The following is an 18,861-nucleotide window of genomic DNA, read 5'->3' on the forward strand; positions in this document are numbered from 1 at the left end:
ACAGCCACGCCGACTACGGCGTGCCCGGCACCGGACGACCCGAGTACGACACCGACTCCTTCAACCGCAACGACTACGACACCGGAACCCACCACCGCTCCCCCTACCGCACCGGTGACCGGCCGGGAGGAGGCCGGTCGAGGGGAGGCGGTGACCTCCGTGGACCGCGGCGATCCGGTGGGTTCGGCCTGCGCTCGCGGGGGGACGCAGGCGGTCCGGTGCGGTTCAGGGTCAGGGCGCCGCGCGGCGAATGGGCGATTATCGGTCATCTGAAACGGGGCGGGGGCACAGACCCACTGTATGTGTTGTCGTGCTCCGTGTGCAGAGGGCTACGGGAGCTTCCTCCAGGAATCACCGTGACCCCGGATCCGTCGAATCGTCCGGGGCCGTTGCGGAGGCGGCGCCCGCGGTGAACTATGTCACCCGCTGCGTGTTACCAGCGAACCGCGCGCGACGGCCTGGTCCGCGATCGCCTCCAGCGAGACGCTCAGCGCCGCGCCCTCGGGCAGGTCCAGCGGGCCCCGGAGGGCGTACACGGTGAACCGGTACTCGTAGGCCTCGTCGGGCTCGGGGCAGGGCGGGTCGTAGGCGGACTCGCCGATGCTGTTCTGGCCCTGCTTGGCGTCGGCCGGAACGGTGTTCTGGCGCAGCTCGACCAGTTCGGGGTCCAGGTCGTAGACCACCCAGAACACCTGCGCCACCTGCGGGTCGTCCATCACCAGGGCGATCGACCCGGCCTCGTCGGGAAGCCCCGACCAGCTCAGCGGCGGCGAGTACGCCTGCTGTGCCTCCTCGGGGTCCTCGGAGCCGCCCGTGTCGCCCTCGCCCTCCGCGCCGGTCTCGGCCTCGCCCTCGCAGGAGTAGGCCGCGGGAAGCGGCTCGCCCTCCTGCATCAGCGGGCTCGTGACGTTGATGTCGTCGGGCATGTCGCCGTTCTGCGCGGGCGAGAGGATCCCGCAGCCCGTGGTCAGCGCCACGACGGCCCCGGCCGCCACCGCGCCGGCGCGCGTACCGGGGGACGGGCGGGCCGCACGCGGCGCACCGGTGGTCCGGGGGAAGGGGAGGGCCGGGAACAATGGGACTCCTGCTTTTCGGGCCGTGGAGGCGAACATCTCGGTGACGCGGGTGCGGCGCTCGGAGGAGATCCGGCGCCGGACCGGCGGGGAACGGGCGGCTCCGCGGGCGGGCGCCGACGACACGTTCCCCAGCGAACCCTACTGCGGTCGGGCGGGCGTTCGGTCTCCCGTCCGCGCACCCCGCGCACCCGCGCGGGACGCCGCTGACCGCGTCCGCGCCCCACCGGCCGCGGTCCGGCGAGAAGGGGACGGGGGACGCCCCTCACGGAGAGCGTTCGTCCGTACGATCGGTGATCATGGGTCGGTGCGGTTCTCCATCCTCGGGCCCCTGGCGGTCCACGACGCGACCGGGCGGCCCGTCGCCATCGGCGGCGCGCGCCTGCGCACGCTGCTCACCCTCCTCCTGCTCCGGCCCGGCCAGCGGGTCGCCAACGACGAGCTCACCGACGCCGTCTGGGCGGGCGACCCGCCCGCGTCGCCGGGCAACGCCCTGCAGGCCCTGGTCTCCCGCCTGCGCCGCGCGCTGGGTGAGGGCGCGCGCATCCACGGGGACGCCTCGGGGTACCGGTTGGCGGTCGAGCCCGGACAGGTGGACCTGACCGAGTTCGAGTCCCTGGTCAGACGGGGGCGGGCCGGGCTCGCCTCGGGCAGGGCCGCCGACGCCGCCCGCGACCTGGGCGAGGCCCTCGCCCTGTGGAGCGGACCGGCACTTTCGGACCTGACCGCGCGCGGCCTGGCCGAGGACACGGCACTGCGCCTGGCCGAGACCCGCCGCGCGGCCCTGGAGGACCGGCTGAGCGCCTTGGCCGACCTGGGACTGCACGCCGAGGTCCTGCCCGAGGCGGAGGACCTGTGCCGACGCGAACCGCACCGCGAGGGTCCCCTCGCGCTCCTCGTGCGCGCGCTGGCCGCCACCGGCCGCACCGCCGACGCCCTGGCCGCCTACGAGCGCTTCCGCTCCCACCTGGCCGACGAGCTGGGCCTCGATCCCTCGCCCCAACTGCGCGATCTGCACCTGAGGCTGCTGCGCGGTGAACTCGACGCGCCCCCCTCCGCCGATCCCTCCCCGCTTTCGGCTCCGCCCCTGCGCCTGCCCGTCGCCCTGACCAGCTTCGTGCCGCGCGACACCGAGGTGGACACCGCCGTCGACCTGCTCACCCGCGAGCGCCTGGTCACCCTGCTGGGCCCCGGCGGCGCGGGCAAGACCCGCCTGGCGATCGAGGGCGCCTCCGCGCTGGCCGCGCGGGCGCCCTCCCTGATCTCCCGAGGCGGCTGGTTCGTCGAACTCGCTTCCAGGACGGCCGCGGACGTCCCCCAGGCACTGGCCTCCGCGCTGGAACTGCGCGAGCACGCCGTGTTCCAGGCGCGCTCCGCGGCCCCCACCTCGCCCGCCGCACTCGTCCCGCTCCTGGAACGGGTGGTCTCCTTCGTCGGCGACAGCCCCGTCCTCCTCGTCCTGGACAACTGCGAGCACATCGTCGAGGAGGTCGCGTCCGCCGTGGCGACGCTGCTGGCACGCTGCCCCGGCCTGCGGATCCTGGCCACCTCCCGCGAACCCCTGGGCGTGCCCGGCGAACAGCTCCTGACCATCCCCTCCCTGGACATGCCGCCCGAGGGGGCCTCAGCCGACCGGGCCACCGCCTGCTCCTCGGTCGTCCTGTTCGCCGAACGCGCCGCCGCCGTGCGCCCCGGCTTTCGCGTCACCCCCGACAACGTCGCCCACGTCGTCCGCGTCGTCCGCGAGCTGGACGGCCTGCCGCTGGCCCTGGAACTGGCCGCCGCGCGCCTGCGCTCGATGAGCGCCGCCCAGCTCGCCGACCGGCTCCGCGACCGCTTCCGGCTCCTCACCGGGGGCGCCCGGTCGGCTCTGCCGCGCCACCGCACCCTGCGCGCCGTCGTCGACTGGAGCTGGGAGCTGCTCGACGAACCCGAGCGCCGCCTGCTGCGCCGCCTGTCGATCTTCGCCGGGGGAGCCACCCTGGAGGCCGTCGAACGGGTCTGCGCCGACCCCGGCACCGAGGGGGAGATCGGCGGCCACGACGCGTGGACCGTCCTGTTCGCCCTGGTCGACAAGTCCCTGGTCATCGCCGACAACCCCGACCGTGACGGCACTCCGCCCCGCTACCGGCAACTGGAGACCGTGCGGGCCTACGCCGCCGAACGCCTGGCGCGCAGCGGGGAGGAGGAGCGCGTGCGCGACGCGCACGCCCGCCACGTCCGCGACCTGTGGCGCTGGGCCGACCCGCTGCTGCGCGGCCCGCGCCAGGGGGAGCTGCTCGCCCGTCTGGCCCCCGAGGCCGACAACTGCGGCGCCGCCGTGCGCTGGGCCGTCGAGCGCCGGGACCGCGCGCTGGCCCTGGACCTGGTCGAGTGCACCCAGTGGTACTGGACCCTGTGCGGTTCCTGGCGCCAGCTCCACTACTGGGCCGGGAACGTCCTGGACATGGTCGGCGGCCGGGTGCCCGAGGGGCGCGCCGTGGCCTACGCCAGTTGCCTGTTCCAGCGGGCCGACACGACCACCGCCCACGAGACGGTGCTGGAGCGCATACGCGAGGCAGAGGCCGTCCTGGAACAGGCGGGCCAGCGGCCGGAGGAGCACCACATGCTCGTCTACGGCCTGGTCTACAGGGCGCTGCTGGAGGGGACGACCGGAGCCGCCCACGAACGCCTCACCGTCGCGGCCGACCAGTCCGACCCGTGGATGCGGGCCCTCGTGGGGGTGCTGCTGTCCCTGTTCGACGCGGTCAACGGGCGCACCGGGCGGTCCATGGAACGCGCGAGAACCGCCCTGGAGCAGTTCCGCGCGTGCGGCGACACCTGGGGCGAGTGCCAGGCACTGGTCCAGGCCGTGGACCTGTACCGCTTCGAGGACCTCGACCGCTGCCGCGACCTGCTCACCCTCGGCGTGCGCAGGGCCGAGGAGGCGGGGCTGGAGGCGCTGGACTGGATGTTCCGCGTCCGCCGGGCCCAGGTCCTCACCGACATCGGTGACCTGGAGGCCGCGCGCGCGGACCTGCGGGTGCTCCTCGGCTTCGAGCGGCCCGTGGAGAGGGAACAGATGGTGCTGCTGCGCCTGGCCGAGGGCCAGTGGCTGCGGGACGCGGGGGAGCCGGACGCGGCCCGCGCGGTCCTGGAGCGGGCCGGCGAGGACCTCAAGGGCCTGGGCGGGTTCTCGCCCGTCTACGTGGAGGCGGGCTGGCGGACCCTGTACACCACCGTCGCCTGGAGGGCAGGTGACACCGGGGAGGCCTGGGAGCAGGCCCGGCTCGCTTGGCGGTTGGCCGACCACGGCCTGGGACCGGTGTGCGCGGAGGTCCTGGACACCTTCGCCGTGCTGGCCGTCGGAGAAGACCCGCGGCGCGGCGCCTGGCTGCTGGCCTGCGCCGAGGTGCTGCGCGGCATGCCCGACACCGCCACGCCCCTGGTGGTGCGGGCCCGCGAGAGCGCGCTCCGGGAGCTGGGCGAACGGGAGTACGGCCTCGTCCTCGCCGGGGTCCGGGACATGGGCGCCGACCGGATCCACGGGCTCGTGGACGCCTGGCTGGCCGGGGACGCGCCCGGTGGAGCGGAGCGCCCCTGACCCCTCTGCCGCCCCGGGCACCCCGGGGCGGCAGAGGGGGTCTCGTCGGCGGCGGGTCAGGTGCGGCGCCGGTAGGCCCACACGGCCAGCGGGAAGAAGACCGCGGTGATGATCGCGGCCCACAGCACGGTCCACAGCACCGGGCCGGCGGCATCGCCCGAACCCAGCATCAGGGCGCGCATGGCGTCCACGACATGGGTGACCGGGTTGTTGGCGGCCACCACCCGCAGCCAGCTGGGCATGTCGTCGGGGCTGACGAACGCCGAGCTGCTGAAGGTCAGCGGGAACATCAGGATCATCCCGAACGCCTGCACCGCCATGGGGGTGCGCACGATCATGCCGATGAAGGCCGACATCCAGCACAGGGCGAACGCGAACAGCAGCACCAGTGCGGCCGCCACGACCACGCCCACCACGCCGCCCTCGGGGCGGAAGCCGATGGCCAGGCCCACCACCAGCACCATCACCACGGTGATCGAGTACCGGACCAGATCGCCGAGGATGGCGCCCGTCAGCGGGGCCGAGCGGGCGATGGGCAGCGACCGGAACCGGTCGAAGATGCCCTTCTCCACGTCCTCGCTCAGGGAGAAGCCGGTACCCAGCGTGGCGAAGATGACCGACTGGGCGATGATGCCGGGCATCAGGAAGTCGCGGTAGGTCTGCCAGTCGCCCATCATCGCCTGGCCGAAGACGAAGACGAACAGGGTCACGAACATGACCGGCTGCAGCATCAGCCCGAAGACCTCTTCGGGGTTGGCCTTGATCTTCAGCACGCTGCGCGTGGCCAGTTGCAGCCCGTTGCGCACGGTGATCAGCGGACTGATCCGCTCTGGGGTGGTCGGCGCGTCCTCCGGCCGAGCCGACGGCGTCCGGGTCGTCATGGCGCTCATGCCGGTGTCCCTTCGTCAACGGCCCCCCGGGGGGCCTCCTCCTCGGCGGCGTGCCCGGTCAGGGCGAGGAAGACCTCGTCCAGGCTGGGTTTGCGCAGTGACAGCTCTGCTACGGCCACACCCTGCTCGTCCAGGCGGCGCACCACCTCGGGCAGGACCGCCGAGTCGGTGACCGCGACGCTGGCCAGCAGCCCGTCCGAGGACACCGGGGTGCTGGTGACCGCCTCGATGATCCTGGTGGCCAGGGACAGCTCCCCGGTCTCGACGGTGCGCACCTCCAGCACCTGGTTGCCCGCCCGGCTCTTGAGCTCCTCGGGTGTGCCCTCGCTGATCACCCGGCCGTGGTCGAGCACCATGAGGTCGTCGGCCAGCTGATCGGCCTCCTCCAGGTACTGGGTGGTGAGCAGGACGGTGACACCGTCGTCCACCAGCCCGCGCACCACGTCCCACAGCCCGTTGCGGCTGTGCGGGTCCAGGCCGGTGGTCGGCTCGTCCAGGTACAGCAGCGACGGGCGGCCGACCAGGCTCGCGGCCAGGTCCAGTCGTCGGCGCATGCCGCCCGAGTAGGTCTTGGCGGGGCGGTCGGCGGCGTCGGAGAGCCCGAAGCGCTCCATCAGCTCCGCCGAGCGCGCCCGCGCCCCGGCCCGGTCGAAGCCCAGCAGCCGGGCGATGAGCACGAGGTTCTGGGTTCCGGTCAGGTCGGCGTCGACCGCCGCGTACTGGCCGGTCAGCCCGATCAGGCGGCGAACCTCGTGGGGCTGGCGCGCCACGTCGAAGCCGCCCACCTCGGCGTGCCCCTCGTCGGGGCGCAGCAGGGTCGCCAGGATGCGCACCGTCGTGGTCTTCCCGGAGCCGTTGGGCCCCAGCACGCCCAGCACGGCCCCCGCCCCGGCCCTCAGGTCCACGCCGTCCAGGGCCCGTTTGCCCTTGAACTGCTTGACCAGGCCCTCCGCGCGGATGGCGTCAGTCATCGCTCCTCCAGATGTCAACGTCTGCTGTCAAGTCTGACCAACCGGTCTGACAGAACGCTGACAGCGCATGGCGGAGAAACCCCCAGGAAACGGGCGCCGGTGTCAGCGTGTGCGGTGGCGGGTTCCTTCCGTCGGCGGCCCGCGGGGGAAGGGGCGGGCGCGGGGTGAGGCCCTAGACTCGTGCGCGTGATGGACACTCCCGCGACCCCCGGTCCCCAGGAGCCGCCGCGAACGCCCGGACCCGAGGCGCCCGTGCGGCTGCGCCCGCCGCTGCGCCGCGTGAGCGGCCGGGCGATCGGCGTGTGGACCCTGCGCCTGCTGTTCGCCGGCGTCTTCTTCCTGCTACTGCTGTCGGCGGTCGCCTGGGCGGTCTCGTCGCTGGGCTGGACGTGGATCCCGCCGTGGGCGCGGGACAACGCCTGGCTGCTTCCGGGGGTCTACGCGCTCTACGCCCTGGTCGAGATCGCCGTCGTCCCCTCGTGGAGGTACCGGGTGCACCGTTGGGAGGTGGCGGGGGACGTCATCTACACCCGGGCGGGCTGGTTCAGCCGCTCCTGGCAGCTGGTCCCGGTCAACCGCCTGCAGACGGTCGACCACACGCAGGGGTGGCTGGAGCGCCTGTTCGGCGTGGCGACGTTGGAGGTGCAGACCGCCTCCTACGCCGGGTCGTCCACGATCGAGGGGTTGGACGCCGAGGAGGCGCGCCTGCTGAGCGAGGAACTGGCCGTGCGCGCCGGTACGCTGAGGGACGACGCGACCTGATGGACGGACACGCCGGACACCACGGCCCGCCGGACCCGGTCGGCCCCGACGACCGGGGCGGCTGGGTCGCCCCCGGAAGCGGCACCGCGCCCCCGGGCCCGGGGGAGACCGCCGACCCCGGCCCGGCCGCCGATCCGCGGCCGCCCCGGAGCCCTGACGCCCACGCGCCGCGGGCCCCCGGGTCCGCAGCGCCCTGGATCCCCGGCGTCCACACGCCCGCCGACTCCGGCGCGCACGCTTTCCAGGACCCCGGCCCCGAGGCATACCGGGAGCCGGGGCCGGAGCCTTCGGACGATCCCCGCGACTGGTGGGGCGGGCAGGACGGCGGGGGCGCGGAGGCCTTCGGCGCCGAGCGCGCCCGCCGCCTCAGTCCCCGCAGTGTGGTCGTGGGACCCATCAACCAGCTCAGGGGCCTCCTGGTGCCGATCGCCGCCGGTCTGGTGCTCGGCGGGTTCAACGCCTGGGTGCTCGCCGCCACGGGAGCGACCGTCGTGGCCCTGCTGGTCGGCGGGATGGTCACCTGGCGCACCACCCGCTACGAGGTCGCCGGGGACCGGCTGGAGATCCGCCGGGGCCTGCTCCGCCGCTCCCAGCGCACCATCCCGCTGGAGCGGGTGCGCGGCGTGGACGTCACCAGCACCCTGCTGCACAGGCTGCTGGGCGTGGCCGTGGTCCGCGTCGAGGCCGCCGCGGGCTCCGCGGGCGCCACCGAGGACGGCAAGCTCGACGCCGTCTCGGCGGGCGAGGCCGACCGCCTGCGGCGAGTGCTGCTGCACCGCAGGGCGGTGCTCACCGGACACGGCGCCGGGGCCGCCGCCCCGCCCGCCGCGCCGGGCGGGCCCGCCACGCGGGAGGGCGCCCCGGAACCGGGGGAGGACGACACCGTCACCCACTTCGCCATGCCCCGCTCGTGGTACCTCTACGGGACGCTGAGCCTGGGGTACCTGCTCACCCCGTTCGCGGTCCTGGCCACCCTGTTCGGGATGGTCCAGCAGACCGCCGGGGAACTGGCCACCGACTACGCCGTGGACTGGGTGACCACGTCCGACCACAGCCTGATCCTGCTGGCCGCGGCCCTCTTCGCCTGCGTGCTGGTGCTGCTGATGCCGGTGTTCGCCGTGGTCTCCTACGCGCTCACACACTGGGGCTTCACCCTGAGGGAGCGCGACGGCTCCCTGGTCGCCGAGCGGGGGCTGCTCACCCGGCGCAGCGTGACGCTGGAGAAGCGCCGCATCCGCGGGTACGAGCTCCTGGACAACCCCCTCGAACGCCTGCGCGGGGCGGTGCGCCTGCGCGCCATCGTCACCGGACTGGGCGACACCGCCAACCGCGCGGTGCTGCTGCCGATCGGGCCCCGCGCGGTGGTCGATGACGTCGTGGACCGCGCGCTCGCCCGGTACCGGGGCGGCCTCGACCGGCATCCGCGCGCCGCACTCTACCGTCGTCTGACCCGCTCCTCGGGGCCGTTCGTGCTGCTCCTGGCGGTCGCCCTGGCGTTGGACGCGGCGTGGCTCGCCTGGGCGGCCGCGGCCCTGGCGGTGCTGGGCGTGCCCCTGGGCGTGGACCGGTACCGCTCCCTGGGCCACGGTCACGACGGGCAGAGGGTGAGCGTGCGCTCGGGGTCGCTGCGACGCTCCCAGGCGACGGTGGGGCACTCGGCGGTGATCGGCTGGTCCTGGACCCAGACCCTCTTCCAGCGCCCGTCCTCGCTGGCCGACCTCCAGGTCACGGTCGGCGCGGGCGCGGGCGGCTACACCGCGCAGGACGCCTCGTTCGAGGAGTCGGTGGCCTTCGCCGCCCGTGTCACCCCCGAGATGGTGCGCCCCTTCCTGGTCGGCCCCCCGGGGACCGGGCCGGGGGCGGAACCGCGCGGGCCGGAGCACGCATGAGTGAGGGGTCGGCCGCACCGTGCGGCCGACCCCTCCCCGTGGGCGCGGGCGCGCCCTACTCGTCCTTCTTGGAGCCGAACATGATCTCGTCCCAGGACGGGACCGAGGCGCGTCGGCCGCGTCCCTTGCGCTTGGCCGCGGAAGGTCCGCTGTTGGCGGCGGCCGGGACCGCGGCCGCGGGCGGCTGCTCGGCGGCGCGGCGCGGGACGCCGTTGTCGTTGAGGTCGATGGTGGCGCGGCGGCGGCGCGGGGCCGGACGCTGCTGGGCGGGGTCCTCAGCGGCGGGCGGGGCGGCCTCGGGCTCGACCGGACCGCCGGGCCGGGCCTCCATCCAGTCCGCACGCCGTTCGGGCCGGTGCCGCTCCTCGACCTCGGGCTCGTCGTAGGCGGCCGGTTCGGTCCGCCGCTCGGGGCGGTGGCGCTCCCGTGCCGGGGACTCGTCGCGGGCGGCGGTCTCGGGCCAGCGCTCGGTCTCGGACCAGTGTCCGCTCCGCGTCCGCCGCTCGGGCTCGGACCCGCGCTCGTAGGCGGGCCAGCGCTCGGGCCCGGTGCGCGCGGCGGGGTGTTCGACGGGCTGTCCCCTGCGGGGACGCTCGTACCGCTCCGCCTGCGGCTCCGGGTACTGGTCCCACTCAAGCGACCGGCGTCCGGCGGGCCGCTCGCGCTCGGCGGGACGCTCCGGGGCCCGCTCGCGCTCGGCGGGGTGGCGCTCGGCGGCGGCCGGCCGCGCGGGCGGCGCCGACCGCGGCTGCTCGTCCCGGTGCGCGGCGGAGGAGGGGCGCAGGGGCGCGGGGCGTTCGCGCTCGGAGGGCGGCTGGGACCCGGACCGGGGCAGGTCCGGGCCGCTCTCGGTGCGGCGCGGCGCGAAGGGCGTCACGGTCGCCCCGGGGGAGGGCGCGGGTTCGGGGTCGGGTGAGGAGAACCGGGCGGCCTCCTCGTCGGCGGGAGCCACGCTGTTGTGTCTGGGCTCGTACAGCCAGTGGGCGACGCGCTCCTCGCCGCCGTGCAGGAACACGAGCTTGAGCTGCCAGGACCGGTCCTCGCGCTTCCACGAGTCCCACGCCGCGTCACCGGTCTCCAACTGGTGCGCGCCGATCCGCTTGGTGACCAACTCCTCCAGGGAGGGGCCCGGGGCGGCGCCGCCGTGCGCGCGCACGCTGGCGCGCTGGGCCTGCTGGGCGATGTACTCGCGTTCCTGGAGGACGGGGCCCTCGAACCAGCGGACCCGCTCGATGGGGATACCGGAGATCTCGGAGATGGCCTCCGCGGTCTCGCCGGACCGGATACGGGCCTGGATTTCCTTGGGGCGCAACGGATTCTCCACTTCGATCTCGTACTGGCCGAGCCGGGAGAACTGGCCGCGTACTGCGGCGCGGAGGCGGTCGTCGACGGGCAGCGTGAAACGGGTTCCACGACCGGCGCTGGCGAGCACCAGGTAGGTGCCGTCCTCGCTCACGGCCACGAGGCGAAGCTCGTGCATCGCCCTCCCTTTCGCGTCCCGTCGAGGGCAGGTCCCGCGACCCGCCCCCGCGTTCTCCAAGTCTGGTCGGCCGACAACTGTTCGGCCAGTACCGCGCCCGGCATGTCCGAACTGTGTGCCCGCCTCCCGATCCGCGGCTGCCGCCGCGGTTGGGAGCCGCCCCGGGGGTACCCGGGGCCCTCACGGTCGCTTCGGTGCCAATCTTGGCACGCTGACCCTTCCGCGACCGGGAGCGATCGCGGGGGAATGTCGCCGATCCCGCACGAGGGCTCAGCCGCGATGGTATCCCGCGTCCCCCGAATCCCCCCAGGTCTGGGAAAAACTCCGATCCCGGACCGTTCCACGGGTACACGGACCCTCCGGGACGCAACTCGACACGCCGATGTGTACCAGAGAGTGATGCTTCTTATTTCATGGCGTTATCGGAAACCTGTCGCCCTTAGCCTGAGTTATCAAACTATGGGCGAAATGTGAAGTTCGGGGTCTGTGGGGTTGTATGCCCCACCACACGCCCATCCCGCGCTGACAGTCCCGTCGCGCCCGCGCGCGGCCGACGAAGGGGGGACGACCGGATGGGTCGGACCGCACACCACGACGACCAGGAAGAAGGGGAGGAGGGCGCCAAGCGGAAGAAGTTCGACCTGAGCGTCTCCCAGGTCGCCGGTGCCGGAGCCGCGACACTGGCCGCGGCCACCGCGGCCTCCTACCTGAACGTGTACGGCACGGTCATCGGCGCCGCCGGGATGGCCGCGCTCAGCACACTCGTCAGCCCGCTGCTGCAGCACTGGTTCTCGCGCGGGGGCGAGCAGGCCAGGCAGTTGGCCGGGCGGGCCTCCGGCCCCCGGGGCGCCACGGCGGTGCCGGACGCACCGGGGGCTCCGGTGGCGCCGCCGCCCGAGGGCATCTCCGAGACCGCCCTGCTGCGGCAGGTCTCCGGAACCGGGACCGGGCCCCCGTCCCGGGGCGGGGAGGACGCCGACCCCACCCGCACCATGGCCCTGCCCGCGCTGGACGGCCGGGCCCCGGCCGACCCCGGCGCCACCGTGCGCATGCCCGCCGTCGGCCCGTGGCCCTCGGACTCGGACGACCCGGGTGGCCACGGCGGCTCCGACGGCGGAACCGGCGAGCGCGGGGGCCATCGGCGGCGCGGCTGGCGCTCCCTGGTCCTCCCGGCCACCGCGGTCTTCGTACTGGTCATGCTGGTCGTCCTGGTGTTCGAGCTGTTCACCGGGCGCTCGCTGACCTCCTGGACCCAGGGCTCGCAGGAGCCGAGCGCGCCCACGCTGTTCGGCGGCACCGCCTCCGCGCCCCCGGCCGAGGAGGACGAGCCCGAGGCACCCGCGACCGGGGACGACTCCCCGGACCCCTCGCCCGGTGGGCAGGAGCAGGCCCCGGGCACCGGACAGCCGACCGAGCCCGCCCCCGAGACCGGAGCGCCCGAGGACGACGGGACCGGCGACGGCGACGGCGACGGCACGGAGGAGGATGTCCCCGACGGCACCGGCGGGACCACCGAGCCCACCGAACCGCCCGAGGGCGACGGCGGGGCCCAGGACCCGGGCGGGCAGACGCCCGGACCCGGGACCGGTGGACAGGGCGGCGAGGAGGCCGTCCCCGCGCCCCCGCCCGCCGTGCCGCAGACCGGCTGAGCGCGCCCTGCGGCGGCCGGGCCCTCAGCCGTCGGGGACGGCCGGGTCCAGCCGCCGCGGGCGCTCGGGGCCGGCCGGCCCCGCCTCCCGGGCCGGGGGCGCGGTGCCCCGCCCGGGAACCGACGCCCTCACCGGCCGGCGCGGACGCGGGGACCGTGCCGATCGCGCCGCGCGCCTACTCCAGCACCCGCTCCAGGTAGGCGTTGCCGAACCGGCGCCCGGGGTCCACGCGTTCCCGCACCTCCAGGGCCCGGCCCAGCATCGGGTAGACGCCCTCCAGGTAGGAGCGGTCGCGGGTGTGCACCTTGCCCCAGTGGGGCCGCCCGCCCGCGGAGGTGAACAGCGACTCCAGGTCGGCGAAGTAGGCGTCGTAGGGGGTGCCCCGGTACATGTGCACCGCCACGTAGGCGGTGTCGCGCCCGTAGGCGGTGGACAGCCACACGTCGTCGGCCGGGGCGAAGCGCACCTCCACCGGGAAGCTCACCCGGTGACCGCCCCGGTCCACGATCGCCCCGGCCTCGCGCAGAACGTCGGCCAGGTGCTCCGCGGGGATCGCGTACTCCATCTCCACGAACCGCACGGCGCGCACCGAGGCGAACACCCGGTACGAGGCGTCGGTGTAGCTGCGCGCCGTCAGCGCGCGCGAGCTGACCCGGTTCACCGCGGGCACCGCGCGGGGGAAGCGGCGGCACACCCGGTTGACGCCCTCGAAGAGCGTGTTGGACAGGAACTCGTCGTCCAGCCAGGCGCGCAACGGCGAGAGCGGCCGGGCCGGACCCGCGCTGATGTTGTTGCGCTTGGTGTTGGTGTTGCCGGTGTGCGGAAACCAGTAGAACTCGAAGTGGTCGTTGTCGGCGCGCAGCTCCGGCAGTCGATCCAGCACCTCCTCCAACCGCATCGGCTCCTCGCGCGCGTGCAGCAGGAAGGCCGGGCGCACCGCCACGGTCAGCGCGGTGGCCACGCCGAACGCGCCCAGGCCCACCCGGGCCGCCTGGAACAGTTCCGGCTCCCGCTCGGCCGAGCACTCCACCACCGAACCGTCTGCGAGCACCATCTCCATGCCGACCACCTGCGCGGCCAGCCCGCCCGCGTCGCGGCCGGTGCCGTGGGTTCCGGTCTGCACCGCCCCCGCCACGGTCTGCACGGCGATGTCGCCCATGTTGGCCAGGGCCGCCCCGTGGTCGGCCAGCACGTCGTTGAAGTCGCAAAGGGGCAGGCCCGCCTCGACGGTGGCCGTGCCGGCCGCCGGGTCGACCGAGCGCACCCGGGTCAGGGAGGTGGGGGAGAGGAGGAGGCCGTCGGTGACGGCCACGTCGGTGAAGGAGTGCCCCGTGCCGACCATGCGGACGCGCAGGCCCTCCGCTGCGGCCGAGGTGATCGCCGCTGCGACCTCCGCGGTGCTCCCCGGAGCCGCCGTGCGCCTGGGCCGGGCCTGGTGGGTGCCCGCCCATGTGTTCCACATCACATCTGTCATGCGGCGACATTACCGACCGGTCACCCGCGCGGCCAGAGCCGGTTGCCCCGGGGGGCAGGGGAGGCCAAGACCACAGGACACGCATCCGGGGGGTCGCGCGAGCCGGTCCGGCGGAGCTGGTTTCATAAGAGCTGTGAGCTACTACGACGCGTTTTTGCTGATCTCCTTCGGCGGCCCGGAGGGGGAGGACGAGGTCATCCCGTTCCTGGAGAACGTCACCCGGGGCCGCAACATCCCCCGTGAGCGCCTCGCCGAGGTCGGCGAGCACTACTTCCTCTTCGGCGGTGTCAGCCCGATCAACCAGCAGTGCCGCGACCTGCTCGCCGCGGTCACCGCCGACTTCGCCGCCAACGGGGTCGACCTGCCCGTCTACTGGGGGAACCGGTTCTGGGCCCCGATGCTCACCGACACCGTCGCCCGGATGAAGGAGGACGGCGTGCGCCGCATCCTGGCGCTGCCCACCTCCGCGTACTGCAACTGGTCCAGCCGCACCGCCTACGAGGAGGACATCGCCCGCGCCCTCGCCGCAGTGGGCGAGGACGCCCCCGAAGTGGACCTCATCCGGCCCTTCTACGACCACCCCGGGTTCGTCGAACCGCTGGTCGAGCACACCCGCGCCGCCCTGGACGCCCTGCCCCACGAGCAGCGCGAGGGCGCGCACCTGCTCTTCTCCGCGCACTCCATCCCCACGACGATGGCCGAGGCCAGCGGGGGCCCCGGACAGGCGTTCGGCTCCGAGGGGGCCTACGGCGCCCAGTTGGCCGAGGTGGCGCGCCTGGTGGTCGGGCGGCTCGACCGCGACTACCCGTACGAGGTCGTCTACCAGAGCCGCAGCGGCCCGCCCAGCCAGCCCTGGCTGGAGCCCGACGTCAACGACCGCATGGAGGAGCTGGCCGCCGAGGGCGTGCCAGCCGTGGTCGTGGTCCCGCACGGCTTCGTCTCCGACCACATGGAGGTCAAGTTCGACCTCGACGTGGAAGCCCGCGACACCGCCAAGAAGCTCGGCATCGGCTACGAGCGCGCGCTCAGCCCCGGCACGCACCCCGCGTTCGTGTCCATGGTTACCGACCTGGTCCGCGAGTACGCCGAACGGGCCCGGCCCCGGCGCCTGAGCTCGCTCGCGCGCTGCACCGACTGCTCGTGCCCGGTCTGAGCCGCTGAACCGCGCGGCCGACGGGCCCCGCCGTCGGCCGCAGGCCCCGGCGCGGTGTCGTCCACAGGTCCGCGGAAGGGCTTTGTGCGACGGCCCCGAACGGGTCATCCTGGAGTGGCGGGCCTCCCTCGGTCCCCCTCGCGGGATCCGCGACCCGGCCCGACCCGCCGTTCCGGACGTGTGGGAAGGTGAGTAAACGCTGCTGACACCGCCCGCGGGAGGGCGGGGGACCACAGTCGCCCCACGGTCCGCTCGACGGTGTCCGCCCCGACCCCACGTCGACGTTCAGGGAGTATGTGTCTTGGTCCGTTCCTGGTATGAACTGCCGGAGTACGTCCGACTTCGCCGCGTCAACGGACTGCGCCTCTCACCGGACGGGACCCGTCTGGTCGCGCCCGTCAGCGGCCTCGCCCCCGACGCCAAGTCCTTCCGCAGCGCCTTGTGGGAGATCGACACCGCCCCCGAGTCCGAGGGCGGGCGCGCCCCCAGACGCCTCACACGCTCGGCCCAGGGCGAGAGCGGCGTCGGCTTCCTCCCCGACGGCTCGGTCCTGTTCACCGCCGGCCGCCCCGACCCCGAGGCCGGTGCCGACGCCGAGGCCCGCACCGCCCTGTGGCTCCTGCCCGCCGACGGCGGCGAGGCCCGCCAGGTCGCCTCCCGGCCCGGCGGTATCGGTTCCTTCACGGTCGCCCGCGACTCCGGCCTGGTCGCACTCACCTCCGACACCCTCCCCCGCAGCGATGACGAGGACTCCGACAGGGAGGCACGCAAGGCCCGTGAGGAGGCCGGGGTCACCGCCATCCTGCACGAGGCGCTGCCCGTTCGCTCCTGGGACAGCGACGTCGGTCCGGGACACCCCCGCTACCTGGTCGCCGAACCGCCCGCGGACGAGGACTCCCGGCTCGGCGACCCGCGCGACCTGACCCCCGACGCCGGGATGGCGCTCCTCGGCGCGGTCGGCGACCTCACCCCCGACGGCACCACGCTGGTCACCGAGTGGCAGGTCCCCGTGGGCCGGGGTGCCCGGCGCCGCGACGTCGTCGCCATCGACACCGCCACGGGACAGCGCCGCACCCTGGCCACCGACCCCGACCACGACTTCGACAACCCGCTCGTCTCCCCCGACGGCCGCCACGTCCTGCTCGTGCGCTGCTCCCAGGGCGACTACGACGGCGAACCCCGGGACGAGACCGCCTGGCTGGTCGACCTGGCCACAGGGCAGGGCCGCGACCTGCTCGCCGACCACGAGCTGTGGCCCCGCGAACTCGCCTGGGCCGCCGACTCCGGCGCGGTCTTCCTCGTCGCCGACCACGGCGGCCGCCGACCCGTCTTCCGGATCGACCTGGCCAGCGGCGCGCTCACCCGCCTCACCGGCGACCACGGCGCCTACAGCAACCTCAACCCGTCCCCCGACGGCCGCCACGTCTACGCCCTGCGCGACGCCTGGGACGCCCCGCCCGCTCCCGTACGCCTGGCCGCCGACGCCGCCGACGGCCGACCCGTGCACCTGCGCACCCCCGGCTCCGAGCTGACCGTGCCCGGCACCCTCACCGAGCTCGAGGCCACCGCCGACGACGGCACCGTGATCCGCTCCTGGCTGGTGCTGCCCGAGGAGGCCTCGGCCGACTCGCCCGCCCCGCTCATGCTCTGGGTCCACGGCGGCCCCTACATGAGTTTCAACGGCTGGTCCTGGCGCTGGAACCCGTGGCTGCTCGCCGCGCGCGGCTACGCCGTCCTGCTGCCCGACCCCGCCCTGTCCACCGGCTACGGCCAGGACATGCTCCGCCGCGCCTGGGGACAGTGGGGGCCGCGCACCTTCGCCGACGTCATGGCCGTCACCGACGCCGCCGAGGCGCGCGAGGACATCGACGCCGAGCGCACCGCCATGATGGGCGGCTCCTTCGGCGGCTACATGGCCAACTGGATCGCCGGTCACACCGACCGGTTCAGGGCCATCGTCTCCCACGCCTCCCTGTGGGGCCTGGACGGCTTCAACGGCACCACCGACTACCCGCCGGTGTGGGAGCGCGAGTTCGGCACCCCGCTGGAGCGCCCCGAGCGCTACACCCTCAACTCCCCGCACCTGCACGCGGACCGCATCCGCACCCCGATGCTCGTCATCCACGGCGACAAGGACTACCGGGTGCCCATCTCCGAGGGCCTGCGCCTGTGGCGCGACCTGCTGCTGCACGAGGTGGACGCCAAGTTCCTGTACTTCCCGGACGAGAACCACTGGATCCTCACCCCCGGGAACGCCCGGATCTGGTACGAGACGATCTTCGCCTTCCTCGACCACCACGTGCACGGCAAGGAGTGGAGCAGGCCCGAACTGCTCTGATCCGCCCACGACCGGCCGGGGCCGCGACCGCGGCCCCGGCCTGGCCGGCGTCCGGGACGCACCCCGGCGCGCGACACCACGCCACGGAGGACAGCCAGTGAGTACCACCCACGCCGCACCCGACCGCGAGAGCCTGCGCGACCTCGCCGTGAGCGTGGCCGCGGAGGCGGGAGAGCTCGCCGCCAAGGGGCAGGCGGGCATCACCGTGCTCGACACCAAGTCCAGCCCCACCGACGTCGTCACCGAGATGGACCGGGCCACCGAGGAGCTCATCCGAACCCGTCTGCTCGCCGCGCGCCCCGACGACGCCTTCCTGGGGGAGGAGGGCGGCGGAGAGGGCGGCACCAGCGGTGTGCGCTGGGTCGTGGACCCCATCGACGGCACCGTCAACTACCTGTACGGCCGGTCGGACTGGGCCGTGTCCGTCGCCGCGGAGGTCGACGGCGTGGTGGTGGCCGCCGCGGTGAACGTCCCCCGGCTCGGTGAGTCCTACGAGGCGGTGCTCGGCGGCGGCGCGCGCCTGAACGGCCGCGTCCTTGAGGCCCCGCCCGCGGTGCCGCTGGAGCAGGCACTGGTGGCCACGGGCTTCGGGTACTTCCCCGAACGCCGGGTCCAGCAGGCCAGGGTCCTGTTGGAGGTGGTCCCCCGCATCCGCGACATCCGCCGCGGCGGGTCGGCCGCGGTGGACCTGACCGGGCTCGCCGTGGGCCGCTGCAACGCCTACTACGAGCGCGGCCTCCACCCCTGGGACTGGTGCGCCCCGGGCCTGGTGGCGAGCGAGGCGGGCCTGCGGCTGGGAGGAGCGCGCTCGGGGCCGCCCAGCAACGACCTGGTCATCGCCGCCCGCCCCGGGCTCTACGAAGCCCTGGAGGACCTCCTGGCCCCGCTGGGCGCCGACACCGACGGCTGACGGGAGCCCGGTCCCCGTGACGCCCGGCGGGACCGGCGCCCCCGCAACACACGAGGGGCGCGGCGGGCCGTGTGCCCACCGCGCCCCTCAGCGCTTACCGTGCTTCTCAGGCGCAGGTGTCGACGCCGTTGCGAGCCGCGATGCGGTACAGGTCCTCAAGCTCCGACGCATGCGTGTCGGCGAGGAATTCGTCTCCGGCGGCCTGAGCAGCCTGGAACGACCGGTAGGTCTCGTTGATACGGACCTTGATCTCCGCGAGGAACTCGCCCATTGCACCTCTTCCAGGGGTAAGCGCCGGGGCACGACGGTGCTCCGGCGCGGAATCCGTTGGCGCACGCCATGGCGTGCGCACGGTCGAAGTGTCACGTCCCTGTGACATGCGTGCGCGTCGCGGTCCGGCGGGGGCCGGTGTCCACGCGTGCGTCCTCCTTCTGTACCCCCGCCGCACCTTCGCCCAAACCACCGGAAACCGCTGTGATGCTTTCGTGATCCACTGCGGCCCCGCCCCCGGGAGGCCGGTGCCGCGGCGCCGGGCCGGGGAGACGCGCCGGAAGCCCCGGGGGCGGGCCCCGGGCGCGGATTGCACCATGTGTCGGGCAAGGGTGTCCCATGACACATTTTCCCGGTAGGGCTGGTGCTTACTTGTTTCTTATTCTTGATGTGTCAGATTTGAGATGTGCGGGGTTGAG

The 18,861-nt window shown here is 74.3% G+C and carries 13 protein-coding genes; 7 read left to right on the plus strand and 6 right to left on the minus strand.

The genetic code is table 11. The features are described from left to right. Positions 1 to 419: 419 nt before the first annotated feature. Positions 420 to 1,076 (minus strand): YbhB/YbcL family Raf kinase inhibitor-like protein, encoded by a 657-nt coding sequence (locus ABD54_RS09415; RefSeq protein WP_047869057.1) that lies wholly within the window; start codon positions 1,074 to 1,076, stop codon positions 420 to 422. Positions 1,077 to 1,380: 304 nt separating this feature from the next. On the opposite strand from ABD54_RS09415, the gene ABD54_RS09420 reads away from it, so the two are divergent. Next, a complete protein-coding gene (locus ABD54_RS09420) occupies positions 1,381 to 4,656 on the plus strand; it encodes a BTAD domain-containing putative transcriptional regulator (protein ID WP_047869058.1) in 3,276 nt (1,091 codons plus the stop codon). 56 nt (positions 4,657 to 4,712) lie between these two features. Here the strand turns inward: ABD54_RS09420 and ABD54_RS09425 are convergent, their stop codons facing one another. Both ABD54_RS09425 and ABD54_RS09430 read right to left on the minus strand, forming a co-directional pair. Then, a complete protein-coding gene (locus ABD54_RS09425) occupies positions 4,713 to 5,546 on the minus strand; it encodes an ABC transporter permease (RefSeq protein WP_047869059.1) in 834 nt (277 codons plus the stop codon). Continuing rightward, positions 5,543 to 6,517, minus strand: a complete 975-nt coding sequence (locus ABD54_RS09430) for an ATP-binding cassette domain-containing protein (RefSeq protein ID WP_047869060.1) — start codon at positions 6,515 to 6,517, stop codon at positions 5,543 to 5,545. The genes ABD54_RS09425 and ABD54_RS09430 overlap by 4 nt, the downstream gene beginning before the upstream one ends. 189 nt (positions 6,518 to 6,706) lie before the next feature. Here ABD54_RS09430 and ABD54_RS09435 point away from each other — a divergent pair, with 189 nt between their 5' ends. Both ABD54_RS09435 and ABD54_RS09440 read left to right on the plus strand, forming a co-directional pair. Then, positions 6,707 to 7,279 (plus strand): PH domain-containing protein, encoded by a 573-nt coding sequence (locus tag ABD54_RS09435; RefSeq protein ID WP_082166757.1) that lies wholly within the window; start codon positions 6,707 to 6,709, stop codon positions 7,277 to 7,279. Continuing rightward, on the plus strand, positions 7,279 to 9,168 hold the full coding sequence (locus tag ABD54_RS09440) for a PH domain-containing protein (protein ID WP_047869061.1): 1,890 nt from the start codon (positions 7,279 to 7,281) through the stop codon (positions 9,166 to 9,168). Before ABD54_RS09435 ends, ABD54_RS09440 begins: the two co-directional genes overlap by 1 nt. Positions 9,169 to 9,223: 55 nt before the next feature. Here the strand turns inward: ABD54_RS09440 and sepH are convergent, their stop codons facing one another. Continuing rightward, complete coding sequence (sepH, locus tag ABD54_RS09445; RefSeq protein ID WP_047869062.1) at positions 9,224 to 10,648, minus strand: septation protein SepH; 1,425 nt, start codon at positions 10,646 to 10,648, stop codon at positions 9,224 to 9,226. A 572-nt stretch (positions 10,649 to 11,220) separates the two neighbouring features. Here sepH and ABD54_RS09450 point away from each other — a divergent pair. Further along, the gene (locus ABD54_RS09450) at positions 11,221 to 12,297 is read left to right on the plus strand and encodes a hypothetical protein (protein WP_047869063.1); all 1,077 of its coding nucleotides are present in this window, start codon (positions 11,221 to 11,223) and stop codon (positions 12,295 to 12,297) included. A gap of 175 nt (positions 12,298 to 12,472) precedes the next feature. Here the strand turns inward: ABD54_RS09450 and ABD54_RS09455 are convergent, their stop codons facing one another. Continuing rightward, positions 12,473 to 13,771, minus strand: a complete 1,299-nt coding sequence (locus ABD54_RS09455) for a D-arabinono-1,4-lactone oxidase (RefSeq protein WP_047869064.1) — start codon at positions 13,769 to 13,771, stop codon at positions 12,473 to 12,475. Between the two features lie 133 nt (positions 13,772 to 13,904). On the opposite strand from ABD54_RS09455, the gene ABD54_RS09460 reads away from it, so the two are divergent. The 3 genes from ABD54_RS09460 to ABD54_RS09470 all read left to right on the plus strand — a co-directional run bounded on the left by ABD54_RS09460 (position 13,905) and on the right by ABD54_RS09470 (position 18,172). Further along, entirely contained in the window at positions 13,905 to 14,924 is a 1,020-nt protein-coding gene (locus tag ABD54_RS09460) for a ferrochelatase (RefSeq protein WP_082166756.1), read from the plus strand. Positions 14,925 to 15,225: 301 nt separating this feature from the next. After that, positions 15,226 to 17,262 (plus strand): S9 family peptidase, encoded by a 2,037-nt coding sequence (locus ABD54_RS09465; protein WP_047869065.1) that lies wholly within the window; start codon positions 15,226 to 15,228, stop codon positions 17,260 to 17,262. 97 nt (positions 17,263 to 17,359) lie between these two features. After that, positions 17,360 to 18,172: an inositol monophosphatase family protein gene (locus ABD54_RS09470; protein ID WP_047869066.1), complete on the plus strand. Its 813-nt coding sequence runs from the start codon at positions 17,360 to 17,362 to the stop codon at positions 18,170 to 18,172. Positions 18,173 to 18,278: 106 nt separating this feature from the next. Here ABD54_RS09470 and ABD54_RS28515 read toward each other — a convergent pair whose 3' ends face one another. Then, a complete protein-coding gene (locus tag ABD54_RS28515; protein WP_200904074.1) occupies positions 18,279 to 18,443 on the minus strand; it encodes a hypothetical protein in 165 nt (54 codons plus the stop codon). Between the last annotated feature and the right edge of the window lie 418 nt (positions 18,444 to 18,861).

The sequence above is a fragment of the Nocardiopsis sp. RV163 genome (assembly GCF_001029525.1).
Classification (GTDB): Bacteria; Actinomycetota; Actinomycetes; order Streptosporangiales; family Streptosporangiaceae; genus Nocardiopsis; species Nocardiopsis dassonvillei.